General features: G+C 41.7%; 15 protein-coding genes and 2 tRNA genes. 11 read left to right on the top strand and 6 right to left on the bottom strand.

Going from position 1 to position 19,092, the window contains the following annotated elements:
• Positions 1-49 precede the first annotated feature (49 nt).
• Positions 50-3,037: a methyl-accepting chemotaxis protein gene (locus D9T12_RS11960; RefSeq protein ID WP_130538386.1), complete on the bottom strand. Its 2,988-nt coding sequence runs from the start codon at positions 3,035-3,037 to the stop codon at positions 50-52.
• A gap of 313 nt (positions 3,038-3,350) precedes the next feature.
• Between D9T12_RS11960 and D9T12_RS11955 the strand changes: the two genes are divergently transcribed.
• From D9T12_RS11955 to D9T12_RS11925, 7 genes are all read left to right on the top strand, one after another.
• Positions 3,351-3,866 carry a chalcone isomerase family protein gene (locus D9T12_RS11955; protein WP_165395117.1) on the top strand — a complete coding sequence of 172 codons (516 nt, stop codon included), beginning with the start codon at positions 3,351-3,353 and terminating at the stop codon, positions 3,864-3,866.
• A gap of 65 nt (positions 3,867-3,931) precedes the next feature.
• Positions 3,932-5,188, top strand: coding sequence for an MFS transporter (locus D9T12_RS11950; protein ID WP_130538384.1), 1,257 nt, complete (start codon positions 3,932-3,934; stop codon positions 5,186-5,188).
• Positions 5,189-5,474: 286 nt separating this feature from the next.
• Positions 5,475-5,963 (top strand): TlpA family protein disulfide reductase, encoded by a 489-nt coding sequence (locus D9T12_RS11945; RefSeq protein ID WP_165395116.1) that lies wholly within the window; start codon positions 5,475-5,477, stop codon positions 5,961-5,963.
• Positions 5,964-5,969: 6 nt separating this feature from the next.
• Positions 5,970-6,203, top strand: a complete 234-nt coding sequence (locus tag D9T12_RS11940; protein WP_130538382.1) for a DUF4266 domain-containing protein — start codon at positions 5,970-5,972, stop codon at positions 6,201-6,203.
• Positions 6,194-7,429 carry a DUF3570 domain-containing protein gene (locus D9T12_RS11935; protein WP_130538381.1) on the top strand — a complete coding sequence of 412 codons (1,236 nt, stop codon included), beginning with the start codon at positions 6,194-6,196 and terminating at the stop codon, positions 7,427-7,429. Before D9T12_RS11940 ends, D9T12_RS11935 begins: the two co-directional genes overlap by 10 nt.
• Positions 7,429-8,325 (top strand): FAD:protein FMN transferase, encoded by an 897-nt coding sequence (locus D9T12_RS11930; protein ID WP_130538380.1) that lies wholly within the window; start codon positions 7,429-7,431, stop codon positions 8,323-8,325. Before D9T12_RS11935 ends, D9T12_RS11930 begins: the two co-directional genes overlap by 1 nt.
• Before the next feature lie 38 nt (positions 8,326-8,363).
• Entirely contained in the window at positions 8,364-10,004 is a 1,641-nt protein-coding gene (locus D9T12_RS11925; protein WP_130538379.1) for a phosphoethanolamine transferase, read from the top strand.
• Positions 10,005-10,028: 24 nt separating this feature from the next.
• On the opposite strand, the gene D9T12_RS11920 is transcribed toward D9T12_RS11925, so the two are convergent.
• The 4 genes from D9T12_RS11920 to D9T12_RS11905 form a co-directional block, all read right to left on the bottom strand.
• Complete coding sequence (locus D9T12_RS11920) at positions 10,029-10,538, bottom strand: helix-turn-helix transcriptional regulator (protein WP_206199104.1); 510 nt, start codon at positions 10,536-10,538, stop codon at positions 10,029-10,031.
• A gap of 79 nt (positions 10,539-10,617) precedes the next feature.
• Positions 10,618-11,469, bottom strand: a complete 852-nt coding sequence (locus tag D9T12_RS11915) for a DUF5666 domain-containing protein (protein WP_130538378.1) — start codon at positions 11,467-11,469, stop codon at positions 10,618-10,620.
• Positions 11,466-12,335, bottom strand: a complete 870-nt coding sequence (locus D9T12_RS11910; RefSeq protein ID WP_130538377.1) for a DUF6502 family protein — start codon at positions 12,333-12,335, stop codon at positions 11,466-11,468. Before D9T12_RS11910 ends, D9T12_RS11915 begins: the two co-directional genes overlap by 4 nt.
• A 54-nt stretch (positions 12,336-12,389) precedes the next feature.
• Entirely contained in the window at positions 12,390-13,754 is a 1,365-nt protein-coding gene (locus tag D9T12_RS11905) for a DUF2202 domain-containing protein (RefSeq protein ID WP_130538376.1), read from the bottom strand.
• A 498-nt stretch (positions 13,755-14,252) separates the two neighbouring features.
• Between D9T12_RS11905 and D9T12_RS11900 the strand changes: the two genes are divergently transcribed.
• Both D9T12_RS11900 and D9T12_RS11895 read left to right on the top strand, forming a co-directional pair.
• Positions 14,253-14,328: transfer RNA gene (locus D9T12_RS11900), tRNA-Phe, on the top strand.
• A 2-nt stretch (positions 14,329-14,330) separates the two neighbouring features.
• Positions 14,331-14,414: transfer RNA gene (locus D9T12_RS11895), tRNA-Leu, on the top strand.
• A gap of 159 nt (positions 14,415-14,573) precedes the next feature.
• Here the strand turns inward: D9T12_RS11895 and D9T12_RS11890 are convergent.
• The gene (locus D9T12_RS11890; protein ID WP_206199103.1) at positions 14,574-16,475 is read right to left on the bottom strand and encodes a sigma 54-interacting transcriptional regulator; all 1,902 of its coding nucleotides are present in this window, start codon (positions 16,473-16,475) and stop codon (positions 14,574-14,576) included.
• A 279-nt stretch (positions 16,476-16,754) separates the two neighbouring features.
• Between D9T12_RS11890 and D9T12_RS11885 the strand changes: the two genes are divergently transcribed.
• Both D9T12_RS11885 and ntrB read left to right on the top strand, forming a co-directional pair.
• Positions 16,755-18,239, top strand: a complete 1,485-nt coding sequence (locus D9T12_RS11885) for a CmpA/NrtA family ABC transporter substrate-binding protein (protein ID WP_130538375.1) — start codon at positions 16,755-16,757, stop codon at positions 18,237-18,239.
• An 18-nt stretch (positions 18,240-18,257) separates the two neighbouring features.
• Positions 18,258-19,088, top strand: coding sequence for a nitrate ABC transporter permease (gene ntrB, locus D9T12_RS11880; RefSeq protein WP_240693190.1), 831 nt, complete (start codon positions 18,258-18,260; stop codon positions 19,086-19,088).
• Positions 19,089-19,092 lie beyond the last annotated feature (4 nt).

Here is a 19,092-nt window from a genome sequence, read left to right as displayed (position 1 = left end):
TCCTGACTCTAGGAAGAAATAGCTCAGAGGAGGTCTGAGCGAGTTCAGCTTAGCCTTGTTGCAAAATGAGTTGATTCAATAACTTCACAACTTTATCGCTGTATTCATCCAGATCCTTAACGCTAGATTCAAGTGTGTCATAATCGTCTTGCTCAAACGCATCCATGATGACGCCAATCGTACTATGCATTTTTGCATGTGCAGGTTCAAGCGTTTGCATAATGCTTGAATCTATCATGTTTTGACCTTCTGAGTAGAGCCATTTACCGAGAACACATGCGGTATGATCAACCGCATTTTCTTGTGTCACGCCAATTTCAGCGCCACTGATAAATTGACGAATCCGTTTTTTCCATGCCAAGTGTGCATTAATCATTTCATCAAAGCGCTGGGCAAGTGCAGAATTTTTGAGGATTTTATTTCGTTTAGCGGCTAAGATTTCAGTTTCACTCATGTACCCTTTAATGCCTGCTTTTTCAAGAAGTTGCTTGAGTTCCATCGGTTTGAGAGGTTTATGTAGAATGCCAAGCATACCAATATCTAGACACTCTTGAACATCAGAATCTTTATGGCCAGTGTAGGCGAAAATTGGTGTACGATTTCCATTAGATAAAATACGTTTGGTGGCTTCGATACCATTCATTCTTGGCATTTCAATATCCATTAAGATGGCATCCGGTTTGTATTGAGAAACCTTATTAACCGCGCTTTGGCCGTCAGAGGCATTCAGAACGCGGTATCCAAATTTTTTCAAGACCATCTCTGCGACTTTTTGGTTAGAGAGATTGTCATCCACAACCAGAACGCGAGGTTTCTTAGGATCAGCCTTACCAGTAGAAACCAGTTGATCACAATCTCCTAATTCAAACGATGACACCAAATCATCCATTGTGTCAGCCACTTCTTGTAAGTAGTTGGACAGTGAACTATTTTCCATCACCAGAGCGGCACTGGTTTCGGCCGACTGGTCAATTTCTTGAATAGAACGACTAATTTGGATAATTTCTTGGGATTGTTCATGCGAATTATTGGAAATTGTCGAGATGCGTGTCGCCATTTCCTGAACGTGCTGAATGATTTCAGACAGGTTTTCACTGGTTCGGACAACTTTTTCGGTTCCGGATGAGATTTTTTCAGCCGTTTGATCTATCAAAGATTTGATTTCTCGAGCGGCATCGGCTGAGCGTTGAGCAAGACTTCGAACCTCGCCAGCTACCACTGCAAAGCCTCTACCATGCTCACCCGCACGAGCGGCTTCAACCGCAGCATTCAATGCTAACAGGTTAGTTTGGAAGGCGATGCTGTCAATGAGGCTGACAATGCCGGTAATTTCTTCACTAACTTTTTCAATTTCATTCATCGCTTGAACGGCTTGAGCCATATTCTGATTGCCGGTTTCAATCTGTTTTTGAGTGTTTATGGCCAATTCATTTGCTTGATGTGCTTCTTGAGAGGTACCTTCAACTTTCTCAGTAATTGCATTCATGGCTTGAGTGGTTAATTGAAGTTCCTTCACTTGATTACGAATCGATTCGGACAGTTCTTCATTACTCGCAGAGACACTTTCTGCTGATTGGTAGACTTCTTGTGCCAAATCCGATGCACCACAAAATGAGGCTCTGAGTGATTCAAAGCCATCAACGAGGTTTTTGACTGTCCAGTCAAATTGACCTGAATGCGTAAACTTTGGCTGCATGCTTAAATCTTTTTCAGAGAGGCCATTAATCATGATGCTGATGTCTTTCATCGTGGCTTGCAGGTTGTCCATCAATAGATTAATGCCTTCCGCCATCTCTAAGAAAAAGCCATCCAAACCTTCAGGGTTCATTCGAGAATGTAACCGGCCGGTGCGAGCATCGGCGACAATGTTTTTAAAACCTTCTTGAACATGTTGTTTTTGGTAAATATCTTCCCATTCCAACGCGGTTCCAAGCTTTTGATTATCAATATTAATGGGACTGACGGTTAGGCCGACATTGGCGCCAAAAAATTCAAACTCAAAATTTTTGGGAGCTGTAAGTGTGAGAATTTCATTGAGTAGGTTCAAGTCATGTTTAAACAAGCAGCCGGTAGACTTATTGATTAGACTTTCAGTTTGGAAATCTGGCACTTCTTGGCGAATGTTTTCTTCTAAAGGCAGTAAGAAATCTTTTAGAGATTGGTTCATGTAGGTAATCGTACCGTTTTGGTCGGCGAGCATCATCATGGATTGTTGGTTATCAAGGCCTGCGGATAGTCGTTGAGCGCTTTTGAGGTTGATGCCGATCTCATTCATTTGAGCGCCTAGGCGCGTTTGTAGGTTTTGTACTTGGCGATTGATGACACCAGAAGTGTTTTCACCGTGAATATCAATAAAGCTGAAAAAATTGCCGTCTCGAATACTGCGGATAGCGCCAATTGCATCTTGAATACGATGCAGGTAATACAAAATGTGAATGGTGGATAGGACGGTTAAGAATACGGTGATTGCATTTAACCATGATGGGATTTCTTCCCATATAAAAACCGAAAAACCGGCAAGAATAGCAACTAAGGTCGCTGGGATGACTGTGACTAAAGGGTTCCAGTGTGCAAAAGGATTTAGTCGACGCCATAAGCTATCGACTTGACCGTGTGTAAGAGAAAGTTTTTCTTCGGAAATGGCTTTGTAAGCTTCTGCGGCGGCTACCTTTTGTTCATCAGAAGCCGCTTTTCGAACACTCAAATAACCAATGATTTTGCCATTTTCATAAATCGGAGAGGTATTTGCGATTACCCAGTAATGATCTCCGTTTTTGCGTCGATTTTTGACCACTTGTCGCCATGGTCGTCCTTTTTGAATGGTTGCCCAAAGGTCGGCAAATACTGCTTCAGGGACATCAGGGTGGCGCAGGATGTTATGGGGTTGACCGATTATTTCGTCATAACTATATCCACTGGCTTCAATGAAATCTTCATTTGCATAGATGATGGTTCCTTGAAGGTCGGTTTTAGAGACCAAGACGAGTCCATCACTTAACAAGTATTCATTGTTGGAAACTGGTTGATTATTACGCATGAGCTTGTCCCCGGTCACACCTGAAATTGTTTTTATCTTAGCAATTTTTACATTTTTATACGAAAAACAGCATGTGGCTATGTTATCAGATAATTTATTGATGCTAATTAACAAAACTCTATAACAAGATTCGTACCAGTTTTTCTTAAAGCCATATTGTGGATTTGATAGGTGTGATTCATCCTTTCGACACTAACTCTGAAGCAATCCTGTCAGTTACCGTTTGAAAATCAAACTCTGGTTTTGGTTAGACGAATTTCCTTTAAATTAAATAGTCGACTAAATAGAATCGGCCGGTAAATTGGAGGAAATTGTGAATCTTTTTCAGAAAATTCTAAAGGTTGGATTGGTTTGGTTAGCCTTGATTCCGGTTTCATGGAGTTCGTCTGCTGTTCCAGCCAATCAGGTTTTGGTTGGCAAGGGGGTTTACACCGTACTGTTTTGGGAGATTTATCAAGCGGAACTATTCGCCGCAAGCCGTCCTTGGCAGAGTAACCAGGAGTATTCATTAACCTTAACCTATTTAAGAAAATTTGAAGGCAAAGCGATTGCACAGCGTTCAGTAGAGGAAATCCGAGGGTTAGGTTTTAAAGATGAACAAAAGCTGAAAAGTTGGTTGGAAGTCATGCTAGAGATATTTCCAGATGTGGTAGAAGGAGAGTCTTTGACCGGGGTTCGACAGGCCTCAGGTTCGACGGCCTTTTTTAAAGATGGAGAGGCGATTGGTAGGATTGAAGATCCTGAGTTTAGCCGTTGGTTTTTTGGGATTTGGCTCGATGAAAATACTTCGGCTCCTCAGCTGCGCTTACAACTTTTGGGACAATCCTAAATGTGGAGTTATGGTGCCTTCACTGTTCAGTCGTTGCCAATTCTTCTTTGATTGGTGATATTCCCATGCAAGATACGAACGTACTAAGATCAAAGCATTTAATTCAATATGGTTTATTGGCTTTTCCCTTAGCTTTTGTCGGTCTGCCTTTGTATATGCATGCGCCTGAATTTTATGCTTCAGAACTTCAGCTATCATTGGTCAATTTGGGAACAGCGTTACTGGTATTGCGCTTAATTGATGCCATACAAGACCCTTGGATTGGCTCACTCAGTGATCGTTATTCTGAAAATAGATTGGCGATTATGCTTTTGGGTGCTGGGTTATTAGCTGCTGGATTTTGGCTACTGTTTCACCCTTCTGAAAGTGCTCCTATGCTTCATTTCAGTCTGGCTGTGTTTTTAAGCACAACAGGCTTTAGTGTAATGAGTATAAATTTCCAATCTTTGGGTGGGCTTTGGCAGTGTTCGCCTGCCGAACGAACAAGAATTACAGGTTGGCGTGAAGGTATTGGACTTTTAGGATTGATCGTTGCTGCCGCATTACCGACTTGGCTGAATCAAAATTATTCACCGGCCGGTGGATTTCACCTGTTAACTCTAATCTTTTTGCCCTTACTCGCATTGGGTTTTTTGAGTTTTTGGCTTTGGTTTCGCAAAGTAAAGCTTTCTCCGGTAAGCAATACGGATAACTTACCCTCTAGTTGGCAATCCATAAACACTTCTTGGGCAAAAAGCTTCTTTGGGATTTATCTGATTAATAATGTTGCAGCGGCGATTCCAGGTGTCTTGGTGCTATTCTTTATTAAAGATCATCTGCAGGCTGAACAATGGATAGGTCTCTTTTTACTACTCTATTTTATGAGCGGAGTGTTGGGAATGCCGCTTTGGCAAAGATTGTCGAAAGTGCATGGGAAAACAGTCGTCTGGTTTTGGAGTATGTTGCTTGCCGTTTTGGTGTTTGGTTGGGCGTTTACTTTAAAAGAAGGGGATGTAGTGCCTTTTGCCATTATTTGTGTTTTGTCTGGTTTGGCTCTCGGCGCAGACTTGGCATTGCCGCCAGCGATTCTGGCAGATAATATTCATCAATCCAATACTCAGAATCTGTCGAGCAGAGCCTTTTCCCTCATGAACTTTTTCACAAAATCATCGTTAGCACTCGCCACAGGTATCAGTTTGCCTGTGTTGGGGTTTTTGGGTTATCAACCTGGTGTTGCAAGTGGTGCATCTACAGAGCCTTTAACGTTGATGTATGCTTTGGTTCCTTCCATCATTAAGTTATTGGCAGTAATTTGGTTGTGGCGTTTTATTACTCGAAGATAATTTTCTTGAGTGCTTTCTCATCAAACAAAACGGTTTGAAGGCAACTACCGTCTTAAGAGTCGTTTCACCCCTTTTTTTCTTGTCCTCTTTTAGACGAATAAAGACATCATTCGATTTTGAATGTATGCGAAGAATACTTATTTTGTGTTAAATAGTAACTTAATGATATGGTACAGATGTTCGGTGGACATTTTTCCAGGTTTTTTCGACGAATGCCCAATAGCGGTTTTTAATTAGGGCGCTACATTACTCAAACACTCAATCAATGAGATTCATGAGGATTTGTATGTATTCAACGCTCACCAAATTGATTCAAATGCTTGTCATTTTCAGCAGTCTGATTTGGGTGAGTCCAAATTCTTTTGCTTATGCTGAAACCTTAACACTGCATAAACTTTCTCCAGAATTACAAAACTATACCGGCCGGTGGATTTACTTGGATTTTTGGGCTTCTTGGTGTGCGCCTTGCCAAGCTTCTTTTCCTTTTATGAATCAGTTGCATCAACAAATGCAATCAAAAAATTTTACTGTGGTTGCCGTTAATGTCGATGAAAACCGGCAAGATGCCGACATTTTTTTGCAAACCACTCCCGCTAGTTTCCCAATTCTTTTTGATGCTCAAGGCACCTTGCCAAGCGCTCTGCAAGTCCAAGCCATGCCGACGTCTTATTTGATTAATCCGGAAGGACAAATTGTTTGGCAGCATCAGGGGTTCTTAAAGAAAGACGCTGAAAGTATCCAGCAACTTATCCAACAAAAAATTCAAGGAAATTGACTCACTATGAACTGGAAAAGAAACCTTGCCTTCGGGGCTTTGCTTGCAAGTCTATTTTCATTAAATGGGTGTAGTGCGCTGAGTGAAATTGGCGTAAAGCCTTGGGAAAGAGGTATTTTGGCGAAACCTGAAATGCAAGAAAACAGTATGGATCAGGCGTTTGACGACCATATCTATTTTTCGAAAGAAGCCGCGAGTGGTGGCTCTGGCTTTGCGGCAGGAGGCTGCGGATGCAATTAACAAAATCGAATCTTATCTCGCAATTGACCATTGCTTCAATGACTTGTTTAGGGGCGAGTGGTGCTGTGCAAGCCGAGTGGGAAGTGGACTCGGCGATGCTTATTTATGATGAACAAGATCGTGTTTCAGCGGTTGAGCCGGCGATAAGCTTAAAGAAAACCCAAGAAGATGGTTCTGTGATTGGTGTGAAGGTCGTCGTAGACGCTCTTACTGGCGCGTCTCCGAATGGTGCGACCGCATCCGATCAGCCGCAAACCTTCACCCGACCGAGTGGCAAGGGTAGCTATACCACACCGGCCGGTGAGATTCCTTTGGATGACACCTTCAAAGATACGCGTGCTCAAGTCAGTGCAAGCTACGATGCACCACTTGCTTCCGGTGATCGTTACAACCTTGGTCTCAGTGTTTCGAGTGAATATGATTTTACATCTTTATCACTGAATGGCGGAATGACACATTATTTTAATCAGAAAAACACCACCTTGAATTGGGGTGTTTCTCTAACCCAAGATATGATTCGTCCGGTGGGTGGTGCGCCAATTGGCAGCAGTGATATCTCTCTACAGCGTAAAGACGGCGATGAGCAGAGAACTACTGCAGAGGCGAGAGTTGGAATCAGTCAAGTATTGGATAAAAGAAGTCTCATTCAGGCCAGTGTGGGTCTTGCGAGCTCTTCAGGCTATCACACAGACCCTTACAAGTTTGTCAGTCAGTTGGATGATAACGGACGTCCTGTGGCTTATTTTTATGAAAACCGGCCTGATAATCGTTTAAAAACCTACTTACATACTAACTACCGTCGTCACCTTTCTTGGGGCGATACCTTTGATGCGTCTTATCGTTTGACCTCAGATGACTGGGGGATTACGTCGCATACCGTAGAGACCAAGTATCGTTGGAATTGGAATGAGAAATTCTCGCTAACGCCAAAGGTTCGCTACTACCAGCAAACGGCCGCTGATTTTTATCAGCACCACCTTGATGAGTCGCCAGAATTTGGTGATCACTTAAGTTCAGACAGCCGCTTGTCGGAGCTTTCAGCCTTCACCGTGGGAGCAAAGCTCGCTTACAGAACAGAAAGTGGCAGTGAATTCAGTCTTCGTTTAGAGCAATACGAACAAAGCTCGGATGATAAGCATGCCCTTCCGGGCGTGCAAGAGAGTTTGCCACAAAGCTCCGACCTCTCGGCTACCATCGTTCAATTTGGTTATAAGTTCACTTTCTAATGCTGAAGCGTGAGTTGTGCCTATCTCAAACAGAAACCGGTTATCGTGCCAGTTTCTTTGCTATGGCGAGTGATTGTGAAGTCTTGATTGAGAGCGATTCGTGGGCCGTTGCTAGTCAAATCGGTGGTTTGGTTGCAGAGGAGGTCTGGCGTTTGCAAGATAAGTATTCACGCTATCAGCCTGAATCTTGGCTGTCTCAACTGAATCAGTCAAGTGGTCAGTGGTGTTCACTCGATAGTGAAACGGCTGGACTGTTCGATTTTATCGATCAAATTTATGATCTTAGCAATGGTTTATTTGATCCCACGAGTGGCATTTTGCGACGTGTTTGGCTCTTTGATGGCCAACATTCAATTCCTGATCAATCAGAAGTTGAGCCTTTATTGTCCTCTATTGGTTGGAGAGAGGTGAAAAGAACGGCTGACAAAATCAAACTACCAAAAGGTTTTGAACTCGACTTAGGAGGCTTGGTAAAAGAATGGGCAGCCGATAAAGCCTTGGCGATGTTACAAGCTGCCAGTCTGAATGAACCAGTGTTGATTAACCTCGGAGGTGATTTAAGAGTATCAGGGCCACGCAAAAATCGGCAGCCTTGGAGCGTCGGCGTGCGAGACCCTCTGAAGGAAAATTCAACCGTTCAAGTCGCGCTTTCTCAGGGCGGAATAGCGACGAGTGGTGATGAACATCGTTTTATTGAATATCAAGGGAAACGTTACGGCCATTTGCTTAACCCAAAAACAGGCTGGCCTATTCCTGATGCGCCTAGAAGCGCCACTGTTGCAGCGCCAACATGTTTACTGTCCGGCGTTTTATCGAGTCTTGCGTTATTGAAAGGGGGCGAAGCGACCTCTTTTCTTAAAGATCAAAATGTTTTGCACTGGGTTCAAAACGCGTGAAATGAATAACTCGCTGCTAATATTTTCTTGGAATCACTATGACTGTCTTTGCTAAACGTCTCTCTAATTTTTCGATTGAATTGTCTTACCCAATGCTTCTGATTTTGTTAGCAGGTTTCTGGGTAATGTTTGCCAATCAATCGTTTTATCAAGCGTTATTCAAAATTTATCCTCTTTCTGTCGATGAAGGACTTTTTTTAGCGGCCGTTAGTTTGTTGCTTTGGGCGAGTTTGGTTTTGGTGTTATCGCTGTTTGTTTTTCATCGGTTTTCCAAAGCAACCATCATCATATTGCTGATGGTCACCGCGAGTTCTGCCTATTTTATGGATAGTTATCATACGGTGATTGATAAAGATATGATCACTAACATTCTTAAAACGGATCAAGCCGAAGCTTTTGATTTGCTAAACATGAAGTTATTTGGATATCTGTTTTTCTTAGGCATTATTCCAAGTGTGTTTTTACTCTATGCAGTGAAGCTCAAACCTGTTGGGTGGAAAAAAGCGTTATTACAAAGAATGGGTCTATTTTTTGTGAGTCTGATCATTGCATTAACTGCTGTTTTCAGTGCGAGTGAGCAATTTAGTAGCTTTTTAAGAGAACACAAATCGGTTCGTTACTTCTCGAATCCAAGCTTTTATCTCTATTCGAGCGCCAAATTTATTGGGCAATCTTTTGAGGCGGAGGCGGCACCATTTCAAAGTATTGCAATGGATGCCAAGAAAATTCCCTCAATTGACTCTCACAAGCCTAAATTGTTAGTCATGGTGGTTGGAGAAACCGCTCGTGGTGATCACTTGCAAATCAATGGTTACTCTCAGCCTACTACTCCAAACCTTGAAAGGTTGATGCAGTCTGGAAATTTAATCAGTTTTCAACAGGCGACCAGTTGCGGTACTTCAACCGCCTATTCTGTTCCCTGTATGTTTTCCGCTTTGGGGGAAGACGACTATTCACCCACTAAAGCCAAACAGCAAGAAAATGTTTTGGATGTGCTTAAACGGGTAGGGATTGAAGTGCTTTGGCTTGATAATAATTCGGATTCCAAAGGGGTTGCAGATAGGGTGGCTTATCAGTCTTATAAAAACTCTGACATCAACCCAGTCTGCGATGTTGAATGTCGAGATGAGGGCATGCTTGCCAATCTAGATGAATTTGTCGGTCAATATCCACAAAAAGATATGGTGGTTGTGCTTCACCAAATGGGGAATCATGGGCCGGCATATTTTAAACGTGTTCCAGAAAGTTTTCGGCGATTTACTCCTACATGTGATACGAACGAGTTATCTGAATGTACTCAAGATGAGTTAAAGAATACCTATGATAATGCGATTCTGTACACAGATGAATTTCTTCAAAAAACGATTGATTGGCTAAAAAACTATTCTCAGTATGAGACCGCGATGATTTATGCCAGTGATCATGGCGAATCTTTGGGAGAAAATGGTATTTACTTGCACGGTTTACCTAACTTTATGGCACCGCAAGAGCAAAGAGATATCCCAATGCTCGTTTGGATGAACGATACCAATAATGCAAAGTTTGCCAACGCTCAACAAAAACAAGCGTTAGCAACAAATCATGATGCATTGTTCCACTCAATTTTGAGTTTTATGGACGTCGATACGCAACTCTATCAAGCTGAGCTTGATTGGTTTGCCAATCCAACAGGGCGTTAAGCCGTGAAAATAAGGTCATTATTGTTAGAGCAGTAAATCTTCAAAGAAAAATGCAGCTAATTCATGGCGCCCACTAACATTCGCTTTCTTATAGCAACTAGATGCTTGCTGTCGTACAGTTTTCGATTTGGTTTCACGAACTTCCGCAATTTCATCCAAACTCAACCCTTTAAGTAAAAGTAGCGCGACTTCTTTCTCGCTCGGAGTGAATTTCCATTCTGTGAATTGCTGTTGAATGATTTGTGAGAATTCGTGCATCAAAACAGAAGTGCGTGATTCATATTCATCGAGCTTTTCAGTGGTGTGATGCAGTCTTACTAAGGTTTCAGAGAGGTGTTCGTCTTGGTTTCGTGCAGACTTCAATAAAACCACTAAAGCAATCAAACACAAAATCGCCAGAAAAGCTTCAATAGACACATGGTCACTCCAATGGCCGCCCATATCGTGGATGTCTTCAACAATATTAAATATCGATGTTACTAAAACGAAAAGTAGAATGACCAAGGTCAAATGTGTCATTGAGAGTTTTTTCACAAATCTTATCCAGAGTTATTTGCAGCAACTGTTGTGTAACAGAGCTAGGTTAAATTTTTATTCGGGCACAATTCATTATTTAATACCTTCCTGTTTGTCTCCCCATCATTGGCGATTGCATGGTTGGTGAGCCATGTCGAGCCGGGCTTTGGAAGTGTCCATTTGAGCTTTTGTGCATATTTTTATTTGCAGTAGAAGGTATTTGGTTTTGCTGCCCCATTGAGCTAAAACGACCTGAGCGCATAATTCGCTGGTTCGGAGCAAGTTGTTTTAAGCTGGGGGATAGGCGTGATGTTAACGCATTTTCTATGATAAACCGGTTTGGGCGCTGGTGAAATGGCCAAATGATTTCTGGTGCAAAATGCTGAGTTTTTTGAGGGTTTGCAGATAAACGTGTTGCGACCCAAGTGCCACTGTCTAATTGATAGCCGCTGACAATGACAAATTCTCCAAGCCTAATTTTCTCTGGATCTTGCCAGTTTTTATCGAACTGTGTTTTTGTATTCCAGCGAACCCAGTGGTTATTAACTAACAAATGTTGTCGTTTGATGTCTGTGACTTTTCCTGCCAGAGGGAAGTGTAGGACTAACTCATGGCTTTGGATTGTTTGCCCTGTTTGCTCGGCTCGGAGTAAGACTTGATGACCAATCGCAATGGGAAATTTTCCAGATAAATTGGCGGTAACCTTTCGTTGATGGTCAAATTGGATGTGAAGCCCATTCACCCAAATGCTGCCAAAAGCCTCCACTGTGCCAATAACGCCGGTTCCACCGAATCCTGATTCTTCTTCATAAGCTAGCGACTTGCCTGTGCCCCCGAATCCATTATCGATATTTTCGATTGGGTTTTCTATCTTCGCAGTATTTGAGGTTGGTGTTGAACAGGCAGTTGCGCCAAATGCAAAAATTAAAAGAAGTAGGAAGCTTTTCATTTTAAGACTCCATTGGCATCGTCAGGTATTTTAAGGTCGTTTTTTGAAGGCTCTTGGAGTTCTCTTAGAAAGTAAACGCCTAAGTGGAAACCATAGATATTATTGGAATCTTTACCGGCCGGTAAGGCTTGTTTGGCGTTTGCTGCCATGTCATTAATCTTGGTTAAGGTTTCAAGATTTCGACGCTTTGCTTCTTGTTCAATTTCTGAGACAGATTCTTGGGATAAGCCTCGATAGAATACTGCTCTTTCAAACATTGGAAATGAATCGGTTTGCAAGTTTTGCGTCACCGTTTCAATATGCGCTCCGAGGTTTTTGCCGGCAAAATAAAGCTTTTCGGCTTCGTCTTCCGAAGGCACAAATCCTTGTTGTTGCAACATTAGAACATTACCTTCAAGGGCGACAATTTCCTGGGCTAGCCAATCATCTAAAAGGCTTCGATAATGTTTGTCTTTAGATACGCTATATACAAGCGCCTCAAAAGAGGGCGCTTTTCCGGCTCGAGGGATTTGACGAGGATATCCGGTATCCTCTAAATAGTCAGGCGACGATAACCATTTCGCCATAACCGCTGCGCTTAAGCTGGCTTGTAGTTCGCCTAATGACGGTGTATCACCTTGTTGCAGATATTCACGTAAACGTTTGACTTCTTTACGATGGATGCCTGTCAGTAAGCTGATACGACTGTCTGTCATCCGTTTGGTTTCGAGTTGACCTGACTCAATCGTTACTTCAACATAAAGTGACTTTAAGGCTTCTTGCAGAGCGGTGTAAGTAATTCCATGTTTGAGCAGAAATTTAACCAATGGTTTTAACACGCGTTTCAGCATTCGCTCAAAGCGATTGTTGGAAACTTCATTTTTCATAAAACCAATACAACCTTAAAGTTCATCTTTCATTACAACGCGATATTGTAACGCTTAATTCCCTTGACCATTACCCTTGGTCACTTGAGGATAATCTTGATCATACTCAGCACCTAAAATACCACAGCCTTGTTGAATGCCTTGCGCAATAAGAGCACCATCAAAAGCCCAATAATGGTTATAGCTTCCTGAGCGTAAGCTCTCAAGAGCAGCCTCCAGTTCATAAGCACCCAATGCATTCGCTTCATCAATGCTGGTATTCAGGTCATTTACATCGACCACTTCGACCATGCAAGCTGCTTCAAGTGCACTGATTGCGGTCGCATTACCTTCTTGATAGTGCGCCCACAAACCGTCATACAGGCTTTGCACTTCGGGCAATATAAATTCGGCGTTTTCAACGGCAGCTAGTGCTACGGCATCATATCCATAGATCACACTTGATGCATCAGAATTGGCAAACGTAATTAAATCTAAATCGTATTTTTCGGCCAAATTTTGCATTGTTTCTTGGTGCTTAGTTTCAGAATTTGTTGCCACATTGTAAAGTGATTTGATTTCTACACCACGAGCTAACAAGTCGTTATACATATTTAAGTATAATTCCTTGGCCATTTTTTCTTCATTCCATGAGAAGGCAATCAGTTCTTGAGTCTCAGGAACAATCGTCATTTCAGTAAAACCTTGTTGCGTAATATCCAAGCTACCATCAGCGATTAAAGTCTCAGCAGTTATGGCATCAATTGGTTTCACAATAGATTCTGCAGCCAACTCATCAATCAAGTTTTGTTCTTGCTCAATAGCGGATAATCCTGAGCTTTGATAGAGACTGATGCGTGTGGCAATTTGATCTCGAATTAGATTCAAATCAATTTGCGATAAGTCGGTGATTTGATTCCGAAGTGCGTAGGCAAACACTTCATCACTTAACGCGGCAATCATTAAGTCTGTAGAAGGTGTTTTGGAAGTAAGCTGTTCGTAATTAAATCCTAAAGACGCAAGCACATCTAATTGTTTATCCGCTAGGGTGCTGGCAATGGTTAATGTTGAGCCATTGTATGTTTGCAGTCGAAGATCTCCCATTTTTAAATCGCCTGCGCTTAAGTTTCCAGATGTATCTAAGTCAATATAACCACCGGAAGTTGAGATTGGATAGTTTGGCGTCAGATTGAACCGATAGCGATTCGTTGGTTTTCCATTCTCATCTTGAACAGGGGTAGCTTTTATTCCGGATGAGTCAATAACATGTGCATAAAGCACTGGCCCACGCTCTATTGTGATTTCATAGGCTTGTTCAGAAGTTGTTAGAGTATCCATCGGATTTATGGAGTCAGTGGTTGAAGAGCCTCCGCAGCCACTTAAAGAAAGTGCAATTGCTGTAGTTAAAACAGCCAATTCAAAACGTTTTTTTATTTGCATATGATTTCTCCCAATTCACTGTATCTATAAAATGTAATAATTTTACATTTTTGACTTGAATAGATCATACGCCTGAAAAAGCAAACTCACAATAAAAAATGTGATTTTTTTACATTTTTAAGCTAAAAGGGTTTAATGAGTAAAAAGGTAAGTCTTAATTACTTGGTTTGGCAAAAGGTCAAACGCTAAGGACTTATTGACGTTAATGATCTATGTCTTGATACAAGATACAGTGGTTGTGATGTGTGTTTTTATCCTGCGACGGGCAGCGAGGAGAGTAGTTAATGGATGAGAAAAATAGATCTATCAGTATCTCGCTTGAGTTTTCATTTTCAAGTGAGTCGATCTAAATGAAATGATACTGAGATGATGTCACTAAATTGTTCTCGACAGCTTAATAAAAGAGGTGTTCACGACTTTCATGAATATTTTTAATTTTTTCAAAAAAAGATTTGACAGCCTTTAAGCCCGTCTATACAATACGCCGCACATCACGGAGGCCACATAGCTCAGTTGGTAGAGCAAAGGATTGAAAATCCTTGTGTCCCTGGTTCGATTCCAGGTGTGGCCACCACTGCGAGCGTGGTGGAATTGGTAGACACGCCAGATTTAGGTTCTGGTGCCTTTGGTGTGAGAGTTCGAGTCTCTCCGCTCGCACCACATTTAAACCCTAAGCTATTGATATGCTTGGGGTTTTTTATTACCTGAAATTTGCAATAGTGTAAATATAGTTTTGTATTTGTTTACTTTAATACATATTTAAATAAAACGTCACTAAGCCAAAACACATAATATTCCCATTTTGCCCTCCTAGGGTTGTTAGGTATTGCTAAATTCAGAGCCGTCTTTGAACTCGTATTTATTAATCTTCAATTTTTTCAATTTAGAATTAAGTGTCGTTGGGTTGATTTGAAGTATTTTACTGGCGCTGGATTCACCGAAAATTTTTCCTCCTGAGAGTTTGAGTGCGTTAATCACGTTTTGGCGTTCTAGATTTTTTAACTCGGGATAGCTAAGTATTACTTTTGACTCATCATTAATTTGTCTGTCTGTTTCTTCAAAGCCATTCTGCCTATAACTGTTGAGTTCCAAGCAAAGTTGACCTTCTGAGGTGATGACTGCTCGTTCTATGACATGGACTAGCTCTCTTATATTCCCTGGCCAATGATAAGCTTGCAATGCTTGTATGTGTTTAATCTTTAGTTGTAGCTGTGGTTTATTATGTTTTTGACATAATCGGGTTAAAAAATGTTTTGCAAGTATTGGGACATCTTCAAGGCGTTCACGCAGAGGTGGTGACTCAATTGGAAAGACATTTAATCGGAAATATAGATCTTCACGAAAACGTTTATTCTTGATTTCATCTTCTAAGTTTCGGTTGGTTGCGGCGATAATTCGCACGTCAACGTTACGAGTTTTTGTATCACCAATTCGTTCAAATTGCTGTTCTTGTAAAACACGAAGCAACTTGCTTTGGAGTTCGATTGGGATTTCTCCAACTTCATCCAAAAATAGGGTGCCGCCATCTGCTAATTCAAACCTTCCAACTCTATCGTTAATCGCACCCGTAAATGCGCCTTTCGTGTGGCCAAAGAATTCACTTTCAAAAAGGTCTTTAGGAATGGATGCGCAATTCACACGGATTAATGTTCGCTCTCTTCTGTCACTGCATTCATGAATTGCCTGAGCGATGAGTTCTTTGCCGGTTCCAGATTCACCGGTTATTAATACATTCGCATTGGTAGAGCCGACCATTTCTATTTGGTGGATGATTTTATTAATGGCTGTGCTTTTACCAATAATTTTATTGAAGTGGTGTTCTTGTTTGTAACTCTCGATAAGATATTGGTTTTCTTGTTCCAGTTTTTTCTTAAGTTGTTTAATCTCGTTCAGTGCGTTTTGCATAGCTTCCTGTGACTGCTTTCGTTCGCTAATATCGCGAAAGACTATAACTGCTCCAAGAATTTGGTCATTCTCAAAAATAGGTGTGCTTGTATATTCAACGGGAATAGATGATCCATCTTTATGCCAGAAGTACTCATCTGTCACGCGTTTGGTTTTCCCATCATGAAATGCCGAATAGATGTGACATTCTTTCGTGTGGTAATGGCTCCCGTCTTGATGGCTGTGATGAATGAGTTCATGCATTCTTTGACCAATGAGTTCACTGGCCTCCCATCCAAGAATCGCCTCAGCTTTAGGGTTTATAAAGGTTGTCATACCTTTAGTATCTACGCCATATATGCCTTCACCCACGGCATTCAAGATTAAACTATTGGTTTGTTCAAATTCACGAAAGAAGATTTGGATTTTTTGCCAGTGAGCTAAACCTTGGCGCTGTAAATAATCGATTTCACTGATCGATTGTTGCCAATTTAGTTGTCTAAGGGGTATGAACTCTAAGACAACTATTTGTGGTTTATTCGGTACTCGTTTCCCTGAAGCGCGAACTTTAATGTTTTCGGTTGCAGTTTTCAGAATTAACTCATGGCTCCAAGCCTCGCCTTTGTGCAAAACCTCTTCTGTGAATGTGACAAAGTTTGACCAACTTTTTACAAATAAATTCTTAATGTCTGTGTTTGCAACAGAATGTTTCTTTTTGTCTATTTGTAAAAGTTCACAGGCTTTTTGATTGATGTGCAGAATTTGGCCATTAATCGTATCGATAACAACTATTGCTTCGGGGCTATGGGAAAACAATAAAGCTTCTGAGTCTTTCATCATAAAGTCCAATTTTGAAGGTTGAGAGATATATGGAACTTCTTTTTGCAAAACTATGAAATTTCATAACGTCTTTTTGGAAATTTAAAGAAATTACGAAATTTCATAGGCGTAGCGTGTATTGGTTTGTATTTTTTATTTATGAAAATCATATAGTTATGGTTTTCATAGTGTTTGGCATGTGCTCTGCTGAATTAACTTTGATTACTGTTTTTATTGCATGAATAACTCACCTATCAAGTTATTTTTGTCATTAAGTTAAATCCAAAGGGGATGCCAATGTCATTTAAAAGTCTTAGTGATCCATTCGATGCCAGTAAAAGCTTGCTCCATAAATCTGATTGTGACTGCCCGATGTGTCTGCTGGAAAAAAATCAGCCACATTTGAGCGCACGTGATAAGCAAGAGTCCATAGAGCAAACACTACAACAAAAATTAGACCAACAAAGCGAACCGCACTCGAAAAAAATCATTTCACCTGCTGAGGCAGCACTACAGAGCCAAGAGGAGATCATTGATCGTGCGGTTGAAAGTGCGGTGGTGCGTTCGGTATTTGGCCACAATGATATGAGTCGACGATCGTTTTTGAGCATGATTGGTGCAGGTACAACTGCTGCAGTGTTGGGATCGGTTTTCCCTATGGAAGAGGCTAAAGCCGCCATTAAGGAAACGATGGGGTTAGGGCCTTTGGAAAAGAAAAAACTGAATATTGGTTTTGTACCGATTACCTGTGCGACACCCATTATTATGGCTCACCCAATGGGATTTTATGAGAAAAACGGTTTAGATGTTGATGTAATTAAAACCGCAGGTTGGGCGGTGGCACGTGATAAGTCTTTAGCTAAAGAGTATGACGCATCACACATGTTGACACCGATGCCGCTGGCAATGTCAATGGGAGCGGGTTCAACCGCTAAGCCCTTCATTATGCCAACAGTCGAAAACATCAATGGTCAGGCAATCGTTCTTCATAATGATCACAAAGATAAGCGTGATCCAAAAGATTGGAAAGGCTTTAAATTCGGTGTGCCGTTCGAGTATTCCATGCATAACTTCCTGCTTCGTTATTATGTTGCTGAACATGGCTTAGACCCAGATAAGGATATTCAAATTCGAGTTGTGCCACCCCCTGAAATGGTAGCGAATCTACGTGCCGGTAACTTAGACGGTTATTTGTCTCCTGACCCATTCAATCAACGAGCAGTTTGGGAAAAAGTTGGTTTTATTCATACCCTGACTAAAGATATTTGGGAAGGTCATCCTTGTTGTGCTTTCGCATGTTCGAAAGAGTTTGCGGTTCAAAATCCAAATACCTATGGTGCACTGCTTCGTTCGATTATTGATGCTACCGAGTATTCAGCCAAGTCGGAAAACCGTAAAGAGATTGCCGAAGCTATTTCTCCAAAAAACTATCTGAACCAGCCTGTGCCGGTTGTACAACAAGTTTTGACTGGTCGTTATGCGGATGGACTTGGCAGCGTTATGGATGTTCCGGATCGTATTGACTTTGACCCGTTCCCTTGGCATTCAATGGGTGTGTGGATTCTGACGCAGATGAAACGTTGGGGCTACATCAAAGGTGATATTGATTATCAGAAGATTGCTGAGGAGGTTTATACCGCGGCAGAGACGGGTCGTGTCATGAAGGAACTTGGCTATGAACCGCCAGCGAAAACCTATGAAAACTATACGATTATGGGCAAAGAGTTTGATTACACGAAGCCAGAAGCTTACGTTGAAAGTTTTGCAATCAAGCGCACTTGAGAATAGAAGGGAAGCACTATGTTGAATTCACTTAGAGTTAAGTCAACGCTGCTTTCCATCATTCTTCTAGTTTTGTTATTGGGGATTTGGGAAGGCGCGAATCAACCGCCTTCTGATACTAAACCACTAACAGAATATGAATTGTTGATGGGGGGTGCCTCTCAGGAAGCGCGTGTACCGCCGCCTTCTGATGTGATTGCTTTGGGCTGGGAAGAGCTGAGTAATCCTTTTTACGATGCTGGGCCGAATGACAAGGGGATTGGCATTCAGCTTGGTTATTCGATTTATCGAGTCTTGGTCGGCTTTTTTCTAGCCGCATTGATTGCGATTCCAGTCGGTTTTTTGATTGGTATGTCGCCGTTAATGTACAACGCTCTGAATCCGTTTATTCAGGTGTTGCGACCAATTTCACCGTTGGCTTGGATGCCTTTGGCTCTCTTTATCATTAAAGATTCAGAGGTTTCGGCGATTTTCGTTATTTTTATCTGCTCAATTTGGCCGATGTTAATTAATACGGCATTTGGTGTCGCCAATGTTCGCAAGGATTGGATTAATGTTGCTCGAACGCATCAGTTGACGCCTATTCAAACTGCTTTGCAAGTCATTCTGCCAGCGGCTGCGCCGACTATCTTGACTGGCATGCGTATTTCCATTGGTATTGCGTGGTTAGTGATTGTTGCGGCAGAAATGTTAGTAGGGGGGACCGGAATTGGTTATTACGTCTGGAATGAATGGAACAATTTAGATCTGTCGAGTGTTATTTTCTCAATTTTCATGATTGGGGTTATCGGCATGATTCTGGATTTATTACTGGCTTATGCGGCACGCTGGGTCGAGTATCAAGAATAAAGGA

The sequence above is a fragment of the Thiomicrorhabdus indica genome, from assembly GCF_004293625.1.
GTDB classification, from domain to species: domain Bacteria; phylum Pseudomonadota; class Gammaproteobacteria; order Thiomicrospirales; family Thiomicrospiraceae; genus Thiomicrorhabdus; species Thiomicrorhabdus indica.
This window is presented reverse-complemented; position numbering and strand designations above follow the sequence as displayed.